This window comes from Aeromonas sp. YN13HZO-058 (assembly GCF_001921245.1).
GTDB lineage: Bacteria > Pseudomonadota > Gammaproteobacteria > Enterobacterales > Aeromonadaceae > Aeromonas > Aeromonas allosaccharophila.
Map to the genome: position 1 here is coordinate 39,402 of NZ_MQSY01000038.1, position 20,815 is coordinate 60,216.

General features: G+C 59.5%; 20 protein-coding genes and 5 tRNA genes. 12 read left to right on the forward strand and 13 right to left on the reverse strand.

All coding sequences use genetic code 11. From position 1 onward, the window contains the following. Positions 1-236: 236 nt before the first annotated feature. The 6 genes from argC (at position 237) to BSP75_RS21525 (ending at position 7,295) form a co-directional block, all read left to right on the forward strand. Positions 237-1,244, forward strand: coding sequence for an N-acetyl-gamma-glutamyl-phosphate reductase (argC, locus tag BSP75_RS08740; RefSeq protein ID WP_075112906.1), 1,008 nt, complete (start codon positions 237-239; stop codon positions 1,242-1,244). Between the two features lie 22 nt (positions 1,245-1,266). Further along, positions 1,267-2,046: an acetylglutamate kinase gene (gene argB / locus BSP75_RS08745; protein WP_005336097.1), complete on the forward strand. Its 780-nt coding sequence runs from the start codon at positions 1,267-1,269 to the stop codon at positions 2,044-2,046. Between the two features lie 25 nt (positions 2,047-2,071). Then, positions 2,072-2,983, forward strand: coding sequence for an ornithine carbamoyltransferase (locus BSP75_RS08750; protein ID WP_075112907.1), 912 nt, complete (start codon positions 2,072-2,074; stop codon positions 2,981-2,983). 84 nt (positions 2,984-3,067) lie between these two features. Continuing rightward, entirely contained in the window at positions 3,068-4,303 is a 1,236-nt protein-coding gene (locus tag BSP75_RS08755; RefSeq protein WP_058053385.1) for an argininosuccinate synthase, read from the forward strand. A 210-nt stretch (positions 4,304-4,513) separates the two neighbouring features. Beyond that, a complete protein-coding gene (argH, locus tag BSP75_RS08760) occupies positions 4,514-5,899 on the forward strand; it encodes an argininosuccinate lyase (RefSeq protein WP_075112908.1) in 1,386 nt (461 codons plus the stop codon). A gap of 376 nt (positions 5,900-6,275) precedes the next feature. After that, positions 6,276-7,295 carry a hypothetical protein gene (locus tag BSP75_RS21525; protein ID WP_148140667.1) on the forward strand — a complete coding sequence of 340 codons (1,020 nt, stop codon included), beginning with the start codon at positions 6,276-6,278 and terminating at the stop codon, positions 7,293-7,295. Positions 7,296-7,397: 102 nt separating this feature from the next. Here BSP75_RS21525 and BSP75_RS08770 read toward each other — a convergent pair whose 3' ends face one another. Further along, the gene (locus BSP75_RS08770) at positions 7,398-7,853 is read right to left on the reverse strand and encodes a hypothetical protein (RefSeq protein ID WP_075112910.1); all 456 of its coding nucleotides are present in this window, start codon (positions 7,851-7,853) and stop codon (positions 7,398-7,400) included. A 431-nt stretch (positions 7,854-8,284) separates the two neighbouring features. Here BSP75_RS08770 and BSP75_RS08775 point away from each other — a divergent pair, with 431 nt between their 5' ends. Then, complete coding sequence (locus BSP75_RS08775) at positions 8,285-8,977, forward strand: B3/4 domain-containing protein (RefSeq protein ID WP_075112911.1); 693 nt, start codon at positions 8,285-8,287, stop codon at positions 8,975-8,977. Between the two features lie 73 nt (positions 8,978-9,050). Here BSP75_RS08775 and BSP75_RS08780 read toward each other — a convergent pair whose 3' ends face one another. The 7 genes from BSP75_RS08780 to plsY all read right to left on the reverse strand — a co-directional run bounded on the left by BSP75_RS08780 (position 9,051) and on the right by plsY (position 11,539). Next, complete coding sequence (locus BSP75_RS08780) at positions 9,051-10,223, reverse strand: nucleoside recognition domain-containing protein (RefSeq protein WP_042655705.1); 1,173 nt, start codon at positions 10,221-10,223, stop codon at positions 9,051-9,053. A gap of 105 nt (positions 10,224-10,328) precedes the next feature. Continuing rightward, positions 10,329-10,404, reverse strand: a tRNA-Asn gene (locus BSP75_RS08785). Between the two features lie 31 nt (positions 10,405-10,435). Further along, a tRNA-Asn gene (locus BSP75_RS08790) sits at positions 10,436-10,495 on the reverse strand. Positions 10,496-10,546: 51 nt separating this feature from the next. Then, positions 10,547-10,622, reverse strand: a tRNA-Phe gene (locus BSP75_RS08795). A gap of 3 nt (positions 10,623-10,625) precedes the next feature. After that, positions 10,626-10,701 (reverse strand) — tRNA-Thr (locus tag BSP75_RS08800). Between the two features lie 52 nt (positions 10,702-10,753). Beyond that, a tRNA-Phe gene (locus BSP75_RS08805) sits at positions 10,754-10,829 on the reverse strand. Positions 10,830-10,876: 47 nt separating this feature from the next. Then, positions 10,877-11,539, reverse strand: a complete 663-nt coding sequence (gene plsY / locus BSP75_RS08810; RefSeq protein ID WP_075112912.1) for a glycerol-3-phosphate 1-O-acyltransferase PlsY — start codon at positions 11,537-11,539, stop codon at positions 10,877-10,879. A 157-nt stretch (positions 11,540-11,696) separates the two neighbouring features. On the opposite strand from plsY, the gene folB reads away from it, so the two are divergent. The 3 genes from folB to BSP75_RS08825 all read left to right on the forward strand — a co-directional run bounded on the left by folB (position 11,697) and on the right by BSP75_RS08825 (position 13,164). Continuing rightward, positions 11,697-12,068 (forward strand): dihydroneopterin aldolase, encoded by a 372-nt coding sequence (gene folB, locus BSP75_RS08815; RefSeq protein ID WP_075112913.1) that lies wholly within the window; start codon positions 11,697-11,699, stop codon positions 12,066-12,068. Further along, on the forward strand, positions 12,068-12,577 hold the full coding sequence (folK, locus tag BSP75_RS08820; protein WP_075112914.1) for a 2-amino-4-hydroxy-6-hydroxymethyldihydropteridine diphosphokinase: 510 nt from the start codon (positions 12,068-12,070) through the stop codon (positions 12,575-12,577). Before folB ends, folK begins: the two co-directional genes overlap by 1 nt. A 98-nt stretch (positions 12,578-12,675) precedes the next feature. Next, positions 12,676-13,164, forward strand: coding sequence for a YbaK/EbsC family protein (locus BSP75_RS08825; RefSeq protein WP_058053393.1), 489 nt, complete (start codon positions 12,676-12,678; stop codon positions 13,162-13,164). Here the strand turns inward: BSP75_RS08825 and mdtD are convergent. The 4 genes from mdtD to BSP75_RS08845 all read right to left on the reverse strand — a co-directional run bounded on the left by mdtD (position 13,136) and on the right by BSP75_RS08845 (position 17,889). After that, positions 13,136-14,560: a multidrug transporter subunit MdtD gene (gene mdtD / locus BSP75_RS08830; protein ID WP_075112915.1), complete on the reverse strand. Its 1,425-nt coding sequence runs from the start codon at positions 14,558-14,560 to the stop codon at positions 13,136-13,138. The genes BSP75_RS08825 and mdtD overlap by 29 nt on opposite strands. 61 nt (positions 14,561-14,621) lie before the next feature. Further along, positions 14,622-15,749 (reverse strand): GTP-binding protein, encoded by a 1,128-nt coding sequence (locus tag BSP75_RS08835; RefSeq protein ID WP_075112916.1) that lies wholly within the window; start codon positions 15,747-15,749, stop codon positions 14,622-14,624. Positions 15,750-15,758: 9 nt separating this feature from the next. Further along, complete coding sequence (locus BSP75_RS08840) at positions 15,759-17,153, reverse strand: D-arabinono-1,4-lactone oxidase (RefSeq protein ID WP_075112917.1); 1,395 nt, start codon at positions 17,151-17,153, stop codon at positions 15,759-15,761. A gap of 118 nt (positions 17,154-17,271) precedes the next feature. Next, positions 17,272-17,889, reverse strand: coding sequence for a LysE family transporter (locus tag BSP75_RS08845; protein ID WP_042058740.1), 618 nt, complete (start codon positions 17,887-17,889; stop codon positions 17,272-17,274). Between the two features lie 77 nt (positions 17,890-17,966). On the opposite strand from BSP75_RS08845, the gene BSP75_RS08850 reads away from it, so the two are divergent. Then, entirely contained in the window at positions 17,967-18,878 is a 912-nt protein-coding gene (locus tag BSP75_RS08850; RefSeq protein WP_075112918.1) for a LysR family transcriptional regulator, read from the forward strand. Positions 18,879-18,949: 71 nt separating this feature from the next. Here the strand turns inward: BSP75_RS08850 and BSP75_RS08855 are convergent, their stop codons facing one another. Then, positions 18,950-19,873, reverse strand: coding sequence for a LysR family transcriptional regulator (locus BSP75_RS08855; RefSeq protein ID WP_075112919.1), 924 nt, complete (start codon positions 19,871-19,873; stop codon positions 18,950-18,952). Positions 19,874-20,049: 176 nt separating this feature from the next. Here BSP75_RS08855 and BSP75_RS08860 point away from each other — a divergent pair, with 176 nt between their 5' ends. Next, positions 20,050-20,799, forward strand: a complete 750-nt coding sequence (locus tag BSP75_RS08860) for a 3-oxoacyl-ACP reductase family protein (RefSeq protein ID WP_075112920.1) — start codon at positions 20,050-20,052, stop codon at positions 20,797-20,799. Positions 20,800-20,815 lie beyond the last annotated feature (16 nt).

The following is a 20,815-nucleotide window of genomic DNA, read 5'->3' on the forward strand; positions in this document are numbered from 1 at the left end:
GAAAATACAAATGCAAAGTGAGTGCATTAATATTCTGTAATTTTACCTGAATATCTGGCTCATCAACAAAGGCTTCTAGTTGTAAGGGAAAGTTAATGTTCTGTCACCTGATCTATAACCGACGACACACACCCGCCTGAATTGCCCCTCCGCACTTGTGCAAAGGGGCGATCGAACACCCTTGTGCACTGCAGCGTCATGCTGTGAATCTCGAACTCTGACTTGGAATATTCAACATGCTTAACACCGTTATCGTCGGTGCCAGTGGCTACGCGGGAGCCGAACTGGCCGCACTGGTACAGAACCACCCACAACTCAAACTGTTCGGCCTCTATGTCTCCGCCGGCAGTCAGGATGCCCACAAGCGCTTCTCTTCCCTGCATCCCCAGTGGGTCGGCGCCCTCGATCAGCCGCTGCTGCCGCTGGATGACGACGGCATGACCCGGATCCTGACCCAGGCCGATCTGGTGCTGCTGGCCACCGCCCACGAGGTGAGCGCCACGCTTGCCCCCAAGTTTCTCGCCAAGGGGCTGCCGGTGTTCGATCTCTCCGGCGCCTTCCGGGTCAAGGATCAGGGCTTTTACGACAGCTTCTACGGCTTCACCCACGACAGCGAACAGTGGCTGGATCAGGCCGTCTACGGTCTGGCTGAGTGGAATGCCGATGCCATCGCCACCGCCCAGCTGATTGCGGTGCCCGGTTGCTACCCGACCGCATCGCTGTGCGCCCTCAAGCCGCTGCAGCAGGATGGCCTGATTGCCAAGGGGTGGCAGCCCATCATCAACGCCGTCTCAGGGGTTTCCGGCGCCGGTCGCAAGGCAGCCATCAACACCAGCTTCTGCGAAGTGAGCCTCAATCCCTACGGCACCTTCAATCACAGACACCAGCCGGAGATCGGCCATCACCTCGGCAAGGAGGTGCTGTTCCAGCCCCACCTTGGCAACTATGTGCGCGGCATCCTGGCCACCATCTATGTGCAGCTGGCGGACGGCGTCACCCCCACCCAGGTGGATCAGGCCTTCCTCAAGGCTTACGAAGGCAAGCCGCTGGTGCGCCTCACCGGCCAGATGCCATCCATTCGCGGTGTGGCAAACACCCCTTACTGCGACATCGCCTGGCAACAGCAGGGCAACATGCTGGTGGTGGTCTCGGCCATCGACAACCTGCTCAAGGGCGCCGCCTCGCAAGCCATGCAGTGCATAAATATCAAATTTGGTTTTGAACCGGCCACCGGCCTGATTTAAGGACTTAGGAAGGATCTCGAACATGGACAAACAGACGTTGGTAATCAAGCTGGGCGGCGCCCTTATCGAGAACGACGAGGCGCTGACCGCCCTGTTCGCCACCCTCAAAACCTTTCTCGACGATCAGCACCGTCCGCTGGTGCTGGTGCACGGCGGTGGCTGTCTGGTGGATGACCTGCTCAAGGGGCTGGGTCTCACCTCCACCAAGAAGAACGGTCTGCGGGTGACCCCGTTCGAGCAGATCCCCTTTATTGCCGGGGCGCTGGCGGGCACGGCCAACAAGCAGATGATGGCCAAGGCCATCGCCACCGGCATTCCGGCGGTGGGGCTCTGCCTCGCCGACGGCGGCCTCTGTCAGGTCACCCAGCTCGACCCGGATCTCGGCGCGGTCGGCGAGTGCAAGCCGGGCAACCCGGCGCTGGTAGCAGGCATCCTCGGTCAGGGCTTCCTGCCGGTGGTGAGCTCCATCGGCATCACCGCCGAGGGGCAGCTGATGAACGTCAACGCGGATCAGGCGGCCACCGCCATTGCCGAGGCGCTCGGTGCCGATCTGGTGATGCTCTCCGATGTGAGCGGCATCCTCGATGGCAAGGGCAAGCTGGTGCCCCAGCTCGACAAGCTGACCGCGCTGGATCTGATGGAGAAAGGGGTGATCCGCGATGGTATGGCGGTCAAGGTAGAAGCGGCTCTGCACGCCGCCGAGACCCTCGGCAAGCCGGTCTGTGTCGCCAGCTGGCGTTACCCGGATCAGCTGCTCAAGCTGCTGGCTGGCGGCGCGGTCGGCACCCAAGTGGCCATTTAATCTCCACCGGAACAAGGAACATCCGATGCAACATCTTCTGAAAGACAGTGATCTGAACAAAGCCCAGATTGAAGCGCTGATTGCGCTGGGCAAAGCGGTCAAGGCCGACCCGAAGAAGTACAGCCAGGCGCTGGCCGGCAAGAGCGTGGTCACCCTGTTCGAGAAGCCCTCCCTGCGTACCCGGGTCACCTTCGACATCGGCATCGCCCGGCTCGGCGGCCACAGCGTCTATCTGGATCAGCAGAACGGCGCGCTGGGCAAGCGGGAGTCGGTGAAGGATTTCGCCGCCAACCTGTCACGCTGGTGTGATGCCATCGTCGCCCGGGTGTTCGATCACCAGACCCTGGTCGAGCTGGCAGAGCACGGCTCTGTGCCGGTAGTGAACAGCCTGTGCAACCTCTACCACCCCTGTCAGGGGCTGGCCGACTTTATGACCATTGCCGAGCACTACGACGACCTGTCGAAGGTAAAACTCGCCTACCTCGGTGATGGCAACAACGTCAGCCACTCTCTGCTGCTGCTGGGGGCCACTCTGGGCACCGATGTCACCCTCATCTGCCCGAAAGGCCACGGCCCGGATACCCAGATCTTCCTGCAGGCGCAGGCACTGGCGGCCAAGTCGGGGGCGACCATCCACATCAGCGATGACGTGGCGGATATCGAAGGGTTTGACGTGGCCTACACAGATACCTGGGTCTCCATGGGCGACAACACCCCGATGGAGCAAGTCACCGAGCTCTTTATGCCTTACCAGATCAACCAGGCCCTGCTCGACCGGACCGGCATCCAGCACGTGCTGCACTGCCAACCGGCGCACCGGGAGCTGGAGATCACCTCGCAGGTGATGGATGGCCCTGCCTCCCTCATCATGGACGAGGCCGAAAACCGGATGCATATCCAGAACGCCGTGTTGCTGACCCTGTTTGGGCATAAATAGTCAGGGCAACAAGTAACGCGGCAATCAACCTGAATCACGACCCTTTTATTGAATCATCATCGAATCATCACGGAGAGAAGTAACATGAGCGGAATCAACAAGATCGTACTGGCTTACTCGGGTGGACTGGATACCTCGGCCATCATTCCCTGGCTGAAAGAGCACTATGACGCCGAAATCATCGCCTTCGTGGCCGACGTGGGTCAGGAGCGTGACGATCTGGAAGGGATCGAGCAAAAAGCCATCGCCTCCGGTGCCACCAAGTGCATCATCAAGGATCTGCGCGAAGAGTTCGTCAAAGAGTACGTCTACCCGACCCTGAAGACCGGCGCCGTCTATGAGGGCACCTATCTGCTGGGCACCTCCATGGCCCGCCCGATCATCGCCAAGGCGATGGTCGAAGCGGCACTGGCGGAAGGAGCCGATGCCATCTCCCACGGCTGTACCGGCAAGGGCAACGATCAGGTGCGTTTCGAAGGTGCGGTCGCTGCGCTGGCGCCCCAGCTGAAAGTGATCGCCCCGTGGCGTCTGTGGGACATGCGCTCCCGGGAAGATCTGCTGGCCTATCTGGAGACCCGCGGCATCCCCTGCAAGGCGACCCTGAAGAAGATCTACAGCCGCGACGCTAACGCCTGGCACATCTCCACCGAGGGTGGCGAGCTGGAGAGCACCTGGAACGAGCCGTCCGAAGCGGTCTGGCAGTGGACCGTATCGGCCGAGCAGGCCCCGGATCAGCCGGAGTACGTCAAGCTGACCGTGGCCAAAGGCGAAGTAGTGGCCGTTGACGACCAGCCGCTCAGCCCGCACCAGATCCTGATGACCCTGAACGAGCGTGCCGGCAAGCACGGCGTGGGCCGCATCGACATCACCGAAAACCGGATGGTGGGGATGAAGTCCCGCGGCTGCTACGAGACCCCGGGCGGTACCGTGATGGTCGCCGCGCTGCGCGCCGTGGAAGAGCTGGTACTGGATCGCCCGACCCGCGCCTGGCGGGAAAAGCTGGGGGCCGAGTTCTCCCATCTGGTCTATGACGGTCGCTGGTTCACTCCGCTGTGCAAGGCGATCGTCGCCTCTGCCAACGCCATCGCCGAAGATCTCGACGGTGAAGTGGTGCTGAAGATGTACAAGGGTCAGGTCACCGCGGTGCAGAAGAAGTCACCCAACAGCCTCTACTCCGAAGACTTCGCCACCTTCGGCGCCGATGAAGTGTATGACCAGAGCCATGCCGAAGGCTTTATCCGTCTCTACACCCTGGCCAGCCGGATCCGCGCCATGAAAGAGCAGCATCAGGCTATCGGTGGCGACCACACCCACGGCTAAGCAAGCGCGATAACCCGTTGATTCCGTTGAGGGGGCATGGCCCCCTCTTCTACAGGCAGAGGGCATAACCCCTGACCCATCATCGGCGGGTGTGACAAGAGCGGCAGCGCCCCGGCCGCTTCTGTGAGATAACAGACTCGCAGAAAAACAGGGCACGATTTCAAGCTCGGTGGCCAGGGCGCCGCCGACAACGCATTCAAGGAGAGCAGTATGGCACTTTGGGGTGGACGCTTCAGTCAGGGAGCCGATAGCCGGTTCAAGCAGTTCAACGATTCGCTGCGGTTCGATTACCGCTTGGCGGAGCAGGATATTCAGGGCTCCATGGCCTGGGCCAAAGCGCTGGTAAAAGTGGGAGTGTTGACCACCGATGAGCAGGGCAAACTGCAACAGGCGATGGAGGTGCTGCTCGCCTCGGTGCAGCAGGATCCCCAGCAGATCCTGAGCTCGGACGCCGAAGATATCCACTCCTGGGTCGAGAGCCAGCTGATTGCCGCCGTCGGCGATCTCGGCAAGAAGCTACACACCGGCCGCTCGCGCAACGATCAGGTCGCCACCGACCTGAAACTCTGGTGCAAGGCGCAGGGCGAGCTGCTGCTCGGCTCCATCACCGCCCTGCAGCAGGGGCTGGTCGCCTCCGCCCGTGCCAATCAGGCGGCCGTGCTGCCCGGTTACACCCACCTGCAGCGGGCCCAACCGGTCACCTTCGCCCACTGGGCGCTGGCCTATGTGGAGATGCTGGAGCGGGACTACTCTCGCCTGCAGGATGCCCTCAAGCGCCTCGATACCAGCCCGCTCGGCTGCGGTGCGCTGGCGGGTACCGCCTACGCCATCGACCGCGAAGCGCTGGCGCTCGACATGGGCTTTGCCGGCGCCACCCGCAACAGTCTGGATTCGGTCTCCGATCGGGATCACGTGGTGGAGCTGATGCATGTGGCGTCCCTCTCCATGACCCACCTGTCGCGCTTTGCCGAAGACCTTATCTTCTACAACACCGGTGAGGCAGGCTTTGTCGAGTTGTCCGATGCTGTCACCTCGGGTTCCTCCCTGATGCCGCAGAAGAAGAACCCGGATGCGCTGGAGCTTATTCGTGGCAAGACCGGTCGGGTGGTCGGCGCCCAGATGGGCATGCTGATGAGCCTCAAGGCGCTGCCGCTGGCCTACAACAAGGACATGCAGGAAGACAAAGAGGGGCTGTTCGATGCCCTCGACACCTGGCACGACTGCCTCGATATGGCGGCGCTGGTGCTGATCGATCTGAAAGTGAATGGCGAGCGCACCATGGCGGCGGCGCAGGGCGGCTACGCCAACGCCACCGAGCTGGCAGACTATCTGGTAGCCAAGGGCATTCCGTTCCGTGAAGCGCACCATATCGTCGGCGAAACTGTGGTATTCGCCATCAGCGTGGGTCGCCCGCTGGAGGAGCTCTCCATCGGCGAATTCCAACGCTTCAGCCCGGTGATCGAGTTCGACGTCTACCCCAATCTGGAGCTGGAAGCGACCCTCGCCAAGCGGGTCGCCAAAGGTGGCGTTGCCCGCGAGCAGGTAGAAGCGGCCCTTACCGCTGCAGAACAGTGGCTGGCCAAACGGGCGGGTTGAACCAACCTGCTTGTCATTCGAATAAGAAAGCAAAACGGCAACCCGAAGTTGCCGTTTTGCTATTTGTCCGTCACCAACAAGGATGTTCATGACACCCAATAAGATATTGAGATTTTTCTATTACAGATATTTTATAAAAATAGCATTAACACTAACCTTTCATTTTAAAAACAGCAACGTAAATCATCTTTATGATGACTCATTAATCGGAACTGCTCACTTATCTTTTATGGGGCAGATATTATTAAATGTGGGTTCAATGAGCACATATGCTTCATACCATGTCTTTTTATGACGCCTTAAGTTTGATATAGTCGCATCAATTCGTACCTGGTAACATCCTTAACTCTACCTAATATGTCAAAGAGAAATAACAATGACTCTACTTTCAAAAGAAACTGCATCGCAAGTACATAATGACATATCAAGATACCAAAATGAATTGTTACAAGCCATATCAGAAAACAAACTGCAAGATATTGATACCCTATTTAAATTTCTACTGGATAAATTTGTTCTCATTGGGACGTATAATAAAATCACTTGGCCTATAAAGCAAACAAGAAGATGGTGGGATTTTTTCTCAAAAATCAGTAAGTACGAGCAAGCATCTCACTTTATTTCTCTTATAGACGATAAGATGCCTGAATGCTCTCCATCACAACTAGAACCATTGGAGTTTGTTCGATTAGAATTGCTTTGGGGAATCACTGATGAATCTGATAGTTTGGAGTGCATAGCAACTTCATATACAAAGAAATACCCATTTAACATAGAGTTCCTACATACATCGGCACATATTTTAATTCGCAATACAAATACACGTTTTGATGCCATCCATTTATACAGAAAATGTATAGAGTCATGGGGACATGAAAATAACGATTTAATGAAGGTGGTTTATAATTATGAAATTGATATTTTCAGAGACACCTTGGAAACGCTAGACTATCTAAATGCAGAAAAGCAACTTGACTATATTATAAGTTTTGAGCCTTACAAGAACACCATCGCATTTAATAATGCATCTCTCATGCATAAGGAAAGACTTCGGGATAGAAAATTTACTGAAGCAAAAACAAAACAACTGGAAAGAGAAATTCGTGAATCGATTAAAGCAGAACTTGATACTCAATCAAAGAAAAACATTGAACAACTGAGTTTCTTTTGTGCTGTAATCACTTTCATTATCACAATTGCAATGTCTGCATTTAATACCGACTCTAAAACAGCCCCTATAGTTGTATTATCAACTGGAATTTTTACATTTTTATTGGTCACAGCATTCTCTTTATACAACTTTCCACCAAAAAACATATTCAAAGATTATCGCGCATATATAATGTCCATATATACATTACTGCTTATCTGCCTGTGCTACTCTATAGTTTTATAATCCATTTTAACAAAAATCAACTGACATTTTTATCATATTCATCGGTAGAAAATTAATAAAAACGGCAACCAGAGGCTGCCGTTTTTTATTGCTCACCGCCGTTCAGGCGCTGGCATTGAGCAGTTTGCCAACCCCTTCCCCCTTGCCATTGGGCAGAGTCTGTTTAAAGGCGCCGAGCAGCTGATCGAGGTTGAGATCGCTGGCACCAAGGGTGCCCTTGAGGGTATCGAGCTCGCTTTGCAGCGCGTCGAGGCGGGTGCTCTGGGTCCCGCTCGCCAGCTGGCTGCGGGCGCTATCGATGGCGGCAGGAAGTGACTGACCGCTATTTTCCTGCCCCAGAGTCTGCATCAGCTCACCCATAAAGTGGTTGATGGCAGCGCGGTTCTGCTCGCTATTGGCATCCTTGGCTCCCAGCCGCTGGAACAGGCTCTGGACGGTCGGCGGCAGGCGCTCCTCCTGCACGGTTTGTTGCACAGGCTCAGGTTTGCTACTGCTGCCAAGCAGCTGACTGCCCAGCTTGAGGGCGATTGAGGCAAGGGGAAGCAGGGTACTGATCATGATATCTCTCCGCGATGGCAGCCCTTGGTGGTGATGTGAGAAGGTGTGCATAAGCGGGGCCAGAACGATGAAAAAAACGCCAACAATAGTCAACTCATTGAGCCGTCGCGTGATTTGAATCGCTGCCTCGTGCCTGGGCATGACCATTGCGAGTATCAGAAGGGCGCCGGGCGGCCAGCGGCTGCCGCTGCGGATAAGCGCGGCAAAGGGGCATTGCCGGATCAAACCGGAAGCGGCGGAATGTCCTTATTCTCCGCGCCAGCCATCTCCGCGAGCGCACTTTTTTCATTCATGAAGCTTATGACCATTAAGAACATGTAAATTTTCTTATTTAACATGTTCACGCATGATGGCTCTCAAACCGGATTTGCCGTTGCCGCTATGCTGTCCGGCAGCTGCGCCCCCTCGCCTCTTTCGATTCTGGAGTCGTTATGTCACTGATTACCCCCCATATCTCCCCCGACGTCAGCCAACTGGCCCCCGGCTTTCGCGCCCTGAGTATCACGGTGCAAGCCGCGACCGTGGTTGACCCGAACGTGGGGGCGCGCGCCCTTGATGAAGCCTGCACCGCCATGCTGACCGCCGATGTGCCGTGGGCAGAGGCACATCTCGCCGCCTGGGCCGAGCTGTTCAGAAAGTTCGGCGCCAAGCCGCAGCGGACTCCCTGCTCCGCCGAGGCCCTGAGAAAACGGGTCGCCCGCGATGGCAACCTGCCCGCCATCGATCCCGTGGTCGATCTCTACAATGCCATCAGCATCCGCTACGCCATTCCAGTCGGTGGCGAAAACCTGTGCGCCTATGAGGGACTGCCGCGACTGGTAGTAGCCGATGGCAGCGAGCAGTTCGATACCATGAAAGGGGGCGAACCCGCCCACGAATCTCCGGAACCCGGCGAGGTAGTCTGGCGGGATGACAAGGGGGTAACCTGTCGGCGCTGGAACTGGCGGCAGGGGGTGCGCACCCGACTAAGTGTCGATTCGGGCCAGATGTGGTTCATTCTGGAGAGCCTGCCCGAGATGCCGCTGGCCGCCTTGCAAGAGGCTGGAGATAAGCTGATTGCAGGACTCCGGGAGATGATGCCGGAAGCGGTGATCGCGCAGAGCCTTATCGGCAATATCGAATAAACCGGAGACCAGATGCGTTTCGTCAGCAGATACAGAGAGGGGCGCCGCAGCGCCCCTCTCTCTTTCATCACAGTCAACCCAGCAGCATATAGAGCTGGTGCGCGGCCACCCCGGCACACAGGCCGCCGATGGTGTGGGCGACGATGGCGCGGGAGGTGAGATGACGATAGCCGAGGGCATCGAGCATGGCGGTGTGGGTGCTCAAAAAGCCGCTCCAGCACATCCCCATGGCGGTAAACACCGCGACCTCGTTACCGGTGATCCACCCCTTGGCAATAAAGGGGGGCACCAGCGACATGGCGGCACCGACCGCACCGAGCGAGGTGGCCGGGAAGGCGACCAGCTCCGGCTGCTTGAAGCCAAACAGCAGGTCAAACAGCCAGCTCACCTTGGCGGCCAGCACCGGCAGCAGGGCAACCCCCTGAAATGCTTCGCCGGTATACCCCTTGTCACCCGGGCCGAAGGTCAGCAGCATCACGAAGGTGCTGATGATCAGCACCCCGGGGATCACCGCCATCCCCAGCTCCACGCCAGATTTACCGCCATCGAGCAGCGAGTTGAGGATCCGCAGCCAGCCGGGGGCCGCCTCTTTGGTCACCCCGACCTTGGGGCCATTGCCAGCTGGTTGCTCATCGATCAGCACTTCCCCCACCAGTGGGCGGATCATCCGCTGCATCAGTCGGGTAGAGACCACCGAGCCCACCAGAGCACCGAGCAGACCGATCAGCGCCGCGCTGGCGGTGGATTCACCGCTCGGCAGCTGCAGGGTGGCCATAAAAGTGACCACGATCAGCCCCATGCCAAAGGCAGTACCAAAGTTGGTCAGCGATACCAGCTGCCAGGGGGTGAAGCCCTTGCGAAAACGGCTGTCCTTGGCGAGGCTGATCACCGCCGGGTTGTCGGAGAAGAAGGTCATCAGGGCCGCCAGCGCGGTGCGACCAGGCAGACGAAACACCGGCTTCATCAGCGGTGCAAGCAGCACTTCCAGCAGGCGGATCACCCCGAACTCGCTCAAGAGCTGGCTCAAGGCACCGGAGAGCACTGTGATCCCCATGATAAAGAGCACGGTATTGAGCAACAACTGGTGGGCGGTATTGAACAGGGTGTTAACCATGGCCGAGAGGCCCATCTGGCTGCCGAGGTAGCCGAACAGGCTGCCGAGAATAAGCAGCACCAGCACCGGCTCCAGCCAGTCCCGAATAGCGGCAAGTCGCCCCTTTGACTCTATAACTACATGATTTTCCATATCTATCCTGCGGTTCATCTGTGCGTGTGTGGTTGTTTTTATGGTTGTAAACGGGCCGGGCCCAATAGAAAAAAGCCCTTGTCTTGCGACAAGGGCTTTTTGAATTGGCTCCTCCTACTGGACTTGAACCAGTGACATACGGATTAACAGTCCGCCGTTCTACCGACTGAACTAAGGAGGAATTGTACTTCGGAGACCAGATATCGCTATCTCATCNGGACTTGAACCAGTGACATACGGATTAACAGTCCGCCGTTCTACCGACTGAACTAAGGAGGAATTGTACTTCGGAGACCAGATATCGCTATCTCATCAACCTTAATTGGTGCCCAGAGACGGAATCGAACCGCCGACACGGGGATTTTCAATCCCCTGCTCTACCGACTGAGCTATCTGGGCAAATGGTGCCGGCTACCGGAATCGAACTGGTGACCTACTGATTACAAGTCAGTTGCTCTACCTACTGAGCTAAGCCGGCACACTTCAAACCATTGTGCATGAACAAATTTTTTCTTTCATGGCACCAAAATTGGTGCCCAGAGACGGAATCGAACCGCCGACACGGGGATTTTCAATCCCCTGCTCTACCGACTGAGCTATCTGGGCGTGGGCGCTATTAAACGGATTTTAAGCCGGATGGTCAACGGGAAATTTCACTTTTTGTCTCGTTCGTCTCTTTTTTGCGCAACATCGCTCATTTCTGCCACTTCCTCGGCACAGGCCGCGCGTTTTCGCCCCCAGACTCTGGGTTCCTCCCCCTTAAGCAGACGGGAGATGTTCTCGTGATGGCGGATCAGGATAAGGCAGGAGAGCAGGGAGACTGGCAGGGTGTATTCGGGTTTGAGCAGGTAGGTAAAGAGCGGCGTCAGCAGCACGGTAATGATGGAGGCCAGCGAGGAGTAGCCGCTCACCAGCAGCACCAGCAGCCAGGTACCAATCACGGCGCCCCCCATGGTGAAGCCGATTGGCATCATGGTCCCCAGTGCCGTGGCGACCCCTTTGCCACCACGAAAATGAAAGAATATAGGGTACATATGGCCGAGGCAGGCGGCGACCCCGATAAAGCCGAGGTAGACGGGTTTGATCTGCAGATACCAGGCGAGATAGACGGGCACAGTCCCCTTGAGCACATCGAGCAGCAGCACCACCAGCGCCGCCATCCGGCCACCGAGGCGCAGCACATTGGTTGCCCCCGGATTGTGGGAGCCATGATCCCGCGGGTCGGGCAGACCGGTGCAGCGGGAGACCAGCACAGCACTGGATAGTGAACCACCCAGGTAGGCCAGAATAATCATCAAAATCGTCAGGGCCGTCATCTTGGTCGTTTTTACCACGATATGAATGGGGTATGATGCGGGCCACATACGCTGGCATGGGCCCATGCCCACCCAGAGCGCCTCGGCAAGCCTGTTGCCCGGCCAGCATCCCTGCGCTGTCATCACAGCCCATCAAGAGTAAAGAAGAAGTACAGTCATGGACAAGGTGTTTATTCGCGGACTCGAAGTTTTGACCACCATCGGTGTATATGAGTGGGAGAAGGGCATTCGCCAAAAGCTCCGTTTTGACCTCGAGATGGGGTTCGACAACCGCCCCGCGGCAGCAACCGACGACATCAATCTGGCACTGGATTATGCCGACCTCTCCAACAAGATTTGCGAGCATGTCACCGGTAAGGTCGTCGAGCTGGTCGAGACCATGGCCGAGCAGGTTGCCATGCTGGTGCTGACCGACGAACGGGTGCAGTGGGTCAAGGTGACCCTCACCAAGCCGGGTGCCGTGCCCAATGCCGCCGGGGTCGGCGTCGAGATCCTGCGCCATCGCACGCCAGCTGCGAGCAGCAACTGATGACCACCATCTATATCAGCCTGGGCTCCAACATCGAGCGGGATCGCCATATTCGCGCCGGACTCGATGCCCTGCACGGCGAGTTTGGCGAGCTGCGGGTCTCCCGGGTATTCGAGAGCGAAGCGGTCGGTTTCAACGGCCGCCCCTTCTACAACCTGGTGGCGGCTGCCGAGACCGATCTGCCGCTGGCCACCGTCTGCCAGCGACTGCGGGCCATGGAGTTCGCCCACGGCCGCGAGCCGGATGCCAAGAAGTTCGCCCCGCGCACCCTGGATCTGGATCTGCTGCTCTATGGCGATCTGGTCTGCGAGACGCCGCTGGTACTGCCGCGCGGTGAAGTGCTCACCAACGCCTTCGTGCTGTGGCCGCTGGCCGAGCTGGCCCCCACCCTGTGCCACCCCGTCGATGGTCGCACCATGGGCGAGCTGTGGCAGGCCTATGACAAGGCCTCACAGCAGCTGTGCCCTATTCCCTTTCACTGGGAAGCGTGCGAATTGCAGCATCACTGATCGACAAGGGCGCCTCACGGCGCCCTTGTTGTTTATAGCGGATAAGAGGGCCTGACCCTGCGAGGCTGGCAGGAGTGTGCCCACGACAGGAGAACCTTATGCCACTCGATACCATTCACCATTTCAACTGCCAGCTGCTCGCCGAACTGCCCCACCAGCGCTATGAGCATGAACCCATCCTCGACTACGCCACCGACGAACGGGTCAAAGCCCGCCTCGGCTGGCAGGCGGAGTTCAGCAAGACCCTGTTTCTCAAGTTCAAGGATGGCCGCTTCGCCCTGTTGCTGACCCACAGGGACGGGCGGCTCGACAACAAGGCGGTCAAGGCCGCACTCGGTGCCAAGCCCTCCATCTGCACCGCCGAGGAGATGCAGGCGGAGATCGGCTGCCTGCCGGGAGCTGTCTGCCCCTTCCTGCCCCGTGCCGATATTCCGCTACTGGTGGACCCGCAACTGCTCAACCACACCGCCTTCACCTGGACTCCGGGCCACCCGGAGCAGACCTTTTTGCTGGCGACCGAACATCTGGCCGAGGTGCTGGCACAGCTCCCCTGCGAGGTCAGCTATCTGCCCGTCCCGACGGCGTAGCCCCATCGCGCGCCAGCTGGGCAAAGATCAGCGCCGCCAGCATGGAGAGCAGCCCGACACAGAGGTAGGTAAGGTGGAACCCGGCCAGCCACTGACCCTCGGCCGCTAAGGTGCCCGCTGACGTGCCCGCCGAGAAGAGCCCGAGCAGGCTGGCGGCAATCGCCACCCCCAAACTCATGGAGAGCTGCATCACCACCGAGAGCAGACCGTTGCCACTGCTGGCCAGGGTCGGGCTGAGATCTTGCAGCGTGAGAGTGTTCATGGCGGAGAACTGCAGCGAGTTGATGGCGCCGAAGATCGCCAGCCAGCCCAGCAAGACCCCGTAGGGGAGCTGGTTGTCGATAAAGTAGAAGCTGGCGATCATCGCCCCCAGCAGCAGGGTGTTGCCGATCAGAATGCGGCGATAGCCCACCTTCGGAATCAGCTTGTTCACCAGCGTCTTGGTCAGCATGGCGCCAATCACGGTGGGGATCATGGTCATCCCCGCCTTGCTCGGGGAGAAACCGAGCCCCAGTTGCAGAAACAGCGGGGTGAGGAAGGGCATGGCGCCGCTGCCGAGGCGGGCAAACAGGTTGCCCCAGATGCCGATGGCAAAGGTGGTGGTCTTGAACAGGGCCAGGCTAAAGAGCGGCTGCTCGGCATTGGCGGCATAGAGCCAGTAACTCGCCATCGCCGCCAAGCCGAAGATCAGCGCAAACAGCGCCCAACCGGTGGAGATGCTGTGCTCCCCCAGCCCCTGCAAGCCGACCGACACCAGCACCATGCCGACACTGAACATCACAAATCCCTGCCAGTCGAACCGGGCTGTCTGCTGTCGCAGCTCCGGCATAAAGTGCCAGCTGGCGATAAAGCCGAGCAGCCCCACCGGCAGGTTGATAAGGAACACCCAGTGCCAGCTCGCCACTTCCACCAGCCAGCCACCGAGCGCCGGCCCCATCAGCGGGCCGAGCAGCCCTGGGATAGTGACAAACGACATCACCCGCAACAGCTCGTGCTTGTCATAGACCCTCAGCACCGCCAACCGTCCCACCGGCATCAGTAGCGCACCGCCAATCCCCTGCAGCACACGAGCGGCCACCAGCATGGAGAGCGAATTGGAAGCGGCGCAAGCCAGCGAACCGAGCGTGAAGAGCGAGATGGCGGCCAAATAGATACGGCGGGTGCCGAATCTATCTGCCAGCCAGCCGGAGGCCGGGATCAGCAGCGCCACCGTCAGCATGTAGGCGATGATCACCGACTGCATCTGCAGCGGGCTCTCTCCCAACGTCTCGGCCATGCTGGGCAGGGCGGTGTTGAGAATAGTGCCATCCAGCGCCTGCATAAAGAAACCGACTGCCGCCAGCAGGGGCAGCCACTTGCGCTGGGCAGGAGTCACCATGTTTGTGCTATCGGGCATGAGCCGCTACCTCCTCTTCAGATAAAAAATGACCCGCACGAAAGCGGGTCATATCAGCATATCAGGCGTCCGGTTGGCCGAGCATGGCTTTGAGCCGCTCTTCCAGAGTGGGCTCGGGGGCCTTGAGGGTCTCCATAAAGAGTTGCTCTATGCCCGCCTTGTCCTGACTTTTCACGATAAACACCAGCCGGGACTGGGCCTTGCCCTCCGGCCAGTCGCCCAGCGCCTGCAGCGGATAGAGCTGGCCGTGGACACCGTGGATCACCACAGGCTGGCTCTCCCCTTCCAGCTGCAATATCCCCTTGAGGCGCAGCAGGGCATCGCCGTATTGGGCCTGCACCGCATCGATGGCAGCCAGCAGACGGGATGGCTTGAGCGGCTCGCCGATGCGAAGAGAGAAACTCTCGATGTTGCCATGCTCGAAGTGGGTGGGCGCCGCCGTGCCCACCTTGGCGGCGAACGGCTTCATCTTCGGCTGCATCGGCGAGGCCAGCCCCTGCTTGGGGGATTCGGTGCGCAGCCATGCCAGCAGCTGGCGCACATCGCGCCCCGCCGCTTCGTTGTAGGCGCCCAGCTTCTCCAGCACCGCTGGCGACAGTTCGCCATTGGTCACCTGCTGGATCGGGGCCGCCGGGTTGAGGGCCGCCAGCTGGGCTTCGACCCGCGCCAGCTGTTCGCCGTCCACCAGATCCCCCTTGCTCACCACCAGCAGATCCGCCAGCGCCACCTGTTTCACCGCTTCATATTGAGCCGCCAACTGCTGCTCGATATGGCCGGCATCCACCACGGTGACAGTGCCATCGAAGCGGTAGCGCTGGGCGATAAAGCCCTCTTCGCGCAGGGTAAATAGCACGGGAGCAGGATCGGCCAGACCAGTGGTCTCGATAATCAGCCGCTTGAACGGTTTGATCTTGCGCTGGATGGCCTTCATAAACAGCCCCTGCAACGCCTCCACCAAAGAGCCCTGCACCGAGCAGCAGATGCAGCCGGAGTCGAGCAGCATCACCTGCTCGTCCACCTGTTGCACCAGATGGTGATCCAGCCCCACCGAGCCGAACTCGTTGATCAGCACGGCGCACTCGCCAAGCTCCGGCTGCTTGACCCAGTGGTTGAGCAAGGTGGTCTTGCCGCTGCCGAGAAAGCCGGTCAGCAGGGTCACTGGAATACGGGTATCTTGCATATCGGTCATGTCAGATCCTTACCGGTTGGCAAACAGGTCGCTGAGCCAGCGGTTTTCAAAGCGGCCGTGGGGGTCGAGCTCGGCTTTCAACGCAACAAAGTCGTTCCAGCGTGGCAGCAAGGCCGGGAAGTCATAGAGATCCATCGCCAGATGCTTGCCGAAATGGGGAATGCCGCCAAGCGGCACCAGCAGTTGCTGCAGCTCGCGCATCTGCTCCATCGAGCCGTTGACGAAGGTGCCGTCCGCCGCCAGATAGACCAGGAACCCAATCCAGCAGACCGACTGGCCATAAGCGGCGCTGAGCCAGGCCTCGGAAGGGCCGGTGCAACGCAGGATAAAGGGGTAGTGCAGCACGCCCGGATTGGCCTCCTGCCACGCCTGCAGGGTCTCCAGCGCCTCGTTCTTGCGATTAAGCGGCACCGCCACCTCGCAGTTGATCTGGGGCGCCGGGATCCCCTTGCAGAGGATCTGGTAGACGTTGCCCACCAGATCGGAGGCATCCTTGAAGCGGCGCACCGTCTCGAAGTGCTCACCGGCCAGCGCCTCATCCTTGGTATCTTTCGCCATCTTCTGCAAAGTGGCATCTATGGTGGCGTTCATGCGGGCGTCGATATCGCCATCCAGCAGCAGCGGCTCGCTGCCACCGGCGCGGTAGCGAGCCACCTCTTCATCGGAGGCGGGATCCACCAACCAGATGTGGCTCTCGCCGGTCCAGGCAAACCACCAGCTCTTCACAAAGCCGTGCTCGCGGTTGAGCCGCTCGTTGTGCTCCAACAGGAAGGGGTAATCGGTGGTGAACTTGGTGCAGCGCATGATGCGGTTCGGTACGGTACGCAGGGTGACGTCGAGCAGGATGCCGAGCATCCCCATCCCCATCACGAAGGCGCCGAAGCGCGGGTCGGTGCGATCCACCCGGATGATGTCGCCATTGGCCAGCATCACCGTCATCGCCTCCACCGCATCGCAGAGGGCAGACTGGTGCAGCCCCTGACCGTGGGTGCCGGTGCTGAGGGCGCCGCCCAGGGTCTGGATACCGATAACGCCCGGGGATGCGGGCAACATCCGCTCCATGGCGATCAGCTCGGCATAAACGGTGTCGAGTGGCGTCCCCGCCTGATAGGTCACGGTATCGGCCGTTTTCGCCAACTGGCCGCGCAGGTGGTGCAAGTCCACCAGCAGCGCCTGACTGCCCTCGGCATAGACGCTGTGGATGGGTTCGAAGGAGAGGCCGGAACCGATAAGGCGCAGCTTGCGCTCGGGGTGTTCCCGCAGCAGCGCTTGCAACTGGTCGTGGTTTTTCGGGCGCCACACTTGATCCAGCGCACCGAGGGGATTGGTTCTCGACCAGTTGAACAGCACCTCCCGATTACCGATCGCCTTGATGCTGTGAAATGCCTGGAACTGAACCGTCATACCGCGCCTCATCTGACTTCTAAATGAGCGCTGATTCTACCGAAAAGCGAGTCACAAGGCATGGAAAACAAGCCCCTGCACTAGAGGGGGAATAGGGGAGAAGGTCTCTCCCCGAGCTTCAACGCGTCTGCTGGGTCAGTGCCAGCAGCATGCCGAATCCTACCAGCAGCCCGCCAAACACCCGATCGATCCAGTGGCGCACCGCCAACAGCCGACCCCGCACCGAGTCGGTGGAGAAGAAGATCGCCACTGCGCTGAACCAGACGGCGTGGGCCAGCACGATGAAGGCGCCATAACCGAGCTGAACCGCCAGCGACGTCTGCGGCTGCACCACCTGCATAAACAGGCTGACGATGAAGATGGTGGTCTTGGGGTTGAGCACATTGGTCAGAAAACCGGTGCGCAGTGCCCCCAGACTGGAGAGAGCGGGCTGAGCGACCAGCACCTCATCTGTCGTCGGTTTGGCGCGCAGCATTTTGATGCCGAGGAAGATCAGGTAGGCGGCCCCCGCCAGCTTGATGAGGTTGAACAACCAGAGCGACTGCTGGATCAGCAGGCCCACCCCGAGCAGGGTGTAGGTCACATGAACACAGACCCCGGCGGCAATGCCGAGCGCCGTCAGCACGCCGGTGCGACGGGAGAGCAGCAGGCTGTTGCGCGACACCATGGCAAAATCGGGCCCCGGGCTGATGACAGCAAAGAAGGTAATGGCCACTACGGCTAACAGTTCGGTCATGAAAAAGAGTCCTGATGCAGAGAGATATCGGCTATTTTATTTGGCATCAACACCAATAACGAACGATAACTTCTGACATGAATGGTGATAATAACTCACAGAAAGACCTCTCCCTCCCCTCCCTGACGGCCCTGCGCTGTTTCGAGGTGGCAGCCCGCACCGAGCACTTCAGCCGCGCCGCCGATGAGCTGCACCTCACCCACGGTGCCGTCAGCCGTGCTGTACGCCTGCTTGAAGAGGATCTGGGGGTCAGGCTGTTCGAACGCCGCCAGCGCCGGGTCTTTCTGACCGAGGCGGGCGAGCAGCTCTATCAGGCGGTCAGAGAGGGTTTAGGTGGCATCCGCCAGACAGCACAGTCACTGCGCCAACAAAGTCGCCCCCAGTCGCTGGTCATCTCCTGCGAACCCACCCTGCTGATGCGCTGGCTGATCCCGCGCTGGCCCGCCTTTCAAGCCCTGCACCCCGAGCTGGACGTGCATCTGATGGCGGGCGGTGGCGCCCTCAGCTTTGGCAACGGCATCGATCTCGCCATTCGGCGCAACGACTTTCACTGGCCTGATGACCTTTACAGCCAGCTGCTGTTTGAGGAGCAGACAGGGCCAGTCTGTCAGCCGGGCAAGGTGGCGCAGTTTTTCGAGCCACAAGGAGGGCTGCCAGCGCTGCGCCCCTCTGCCCCCCGCCTGCACACCAAGACCCGTCCCGCCGCCTGGCAAAGCTGGCTGGAACAGGCCGGGCTGAGTGCAAGCGATGAGGCGCCGACCCAGACCTTCGAACACTTTTACTTCAGCCTGCAGGCCGCCGTGGCGGGCCTTGGCATCGCCATCGGCCCCTACCAACTGGTGTGCGACGATGTCGCCGCCGGCCTGCTGGCAGCCCCGCTAGGATTCATCCCAGATGGCACCGGCTATCACCTGCTCGCCCCCGCGCCGCCGATTCCTGGCAGCCCCCATGAGAAGCTGGCGAACTGGCTGCAATCCCTGAGCAAATAGGTCGCGACACCCAGCGAGCCCCACCCAAGTCCCCGTCTCGCGTGTGGCCGCTGGACAGTGACGACACAGATTCAGCGGGCCCGAAAACCACTGCCACGCGCTTGCGCCGCCTGCAACAAGGCGTCGACCACGATACGCACCTTGAGCGGCATGTGCTGACTCTTGGCCCAGATAACATTGATCGGCATCTCGCCACCAGACTGGTCATTGAGCACACAGACCAGCGCTCCCGCATCCAGCTGCTCCCTGACCAGCCAGGTCGGTACCTGAACCAGCCCAAGACCAGCCAGCGCCGCTGCTCGTACGGCTTCGCCATCCCCCATCTCGTAGCGTACCGGGATGTCGTAATCTTCCATTTTCCCCGCCCCGTTGCGGAGCAGCCAGCTATGACGATGTCCAGAGCGCCAGTCGATGATGCAATCGTGCCGTGACAACTCATCCGGGGTCAGGGGAACCCCACGCCGTGCCAGATAGGCGGGCGCCCCGCAGATGACCAGCTGCTGCTCCCCCAGGCGGCGAGCAACGAGATCGGCCTGATCTTCCAGCACACCAATCCGCACCACCAGATCGATGTTGGCCTCAATGAGATCAACCTTGCGCTCGTTGAAGCTCACCGACAGATCCAGCAGTGGATGCTTGCCCGCCAGTTCCAGCAGGATCGGCAGCACATGCCTGCGGCCAAACGCAGCGGGCAGATCGATGCGCACGCGCCCCGACGGACTCTGTTTGCCCGATGCAAAGCTCTGTTCCGTCTCCTCCAGCACCTGGATAGCCTGGAGACAGCTGGCCAGATATGCCTCCCCCTCCAGGGTCAGGCTCACCCGACGGGTTGTTCTGTGCAACAGCTTGACCCCCAGTCGCGCCTCCAGCCGCACTATGCTCTTGCTCAACGCTGAACCGGTCAGCCCCAGCGCCAATGCGGCGGCGGTAAAACTGCCCGACTGCGCCACGGCGACAAAGTGTCTGACGCTCAGAAAAGGGTCCTGCTCTGCCATCGACTCGGTCCTTGAGGGAAATAGAGATTGGAATAATAGCTACTTAATCAATTCCAAGGAATCAATCACACTGTAAACAGGTTCATTCAACGCCATCCCTGGCTTGAGGTGGCCCGGAGAGCCTTGAGTTCCCGACTCGCTCAGACGTTGCTTTATCACCAGACAGGAGAGACCAGATGTTGACCGTTAAACCCCTCAGTGGACAAGTTGCCTTCGTACAAGGTGGTTCGCGCGGCATCGGCGCCGCCATTGTAAAACGCCTCGCTCGCGACGGTGCCGCCGTGGCCTTCACCTACGTTTCCTCGACCAGCAAGGCAGAAGAGATTGTCGCGACCATCACAGCCGCTGGCGGCAAGGCGCTGGCCATCCGGGCCGACAGCGCAGATGCCGTGGCCGTTCAGCACGCCATCCGCCAAACCGTCACTACCTTTGGTCGACTGGATATCCTGGTCAACAACGCCGGGGTGCTGGTATGGGGCAACATTGAGGAGCTGACCCTGGACGATCTCGATCGCACCCTGGCGGTCAACATCCGCAGCGTGTTCGTGGCCTGTCAGGAGGCGGCGCACCACATGGGTACTGGGGGGCGCATCATCAACATCGGCAGCACCAACGCTGACCGTATCCCCATGGCGGGAGGGGCTGTCTACGCCATGAGCAAATCGGCACTGGTCGGCTTGACCAAGGGCATGGCACGGGATCTGGGCCCGAAGGGCATCACGGTGAACAACGTGCAGCCTGGCCCGGTCGATACCGATATGAACCCGGCTGACGGGGAATCTGCGGCGCAGCTCAAGGGGATGATAGCGCTGGCCCGTTACGGCAAGGATGAGGAGATCGCCAGCTTCGTCGCCTATCTTGCCGGACCAGAAGCGGGATACATAACCGGCGCCAGCCTGACTATTGATGGCGGTTTCTCTGCCTGACCCTTGGTTTTTGGCT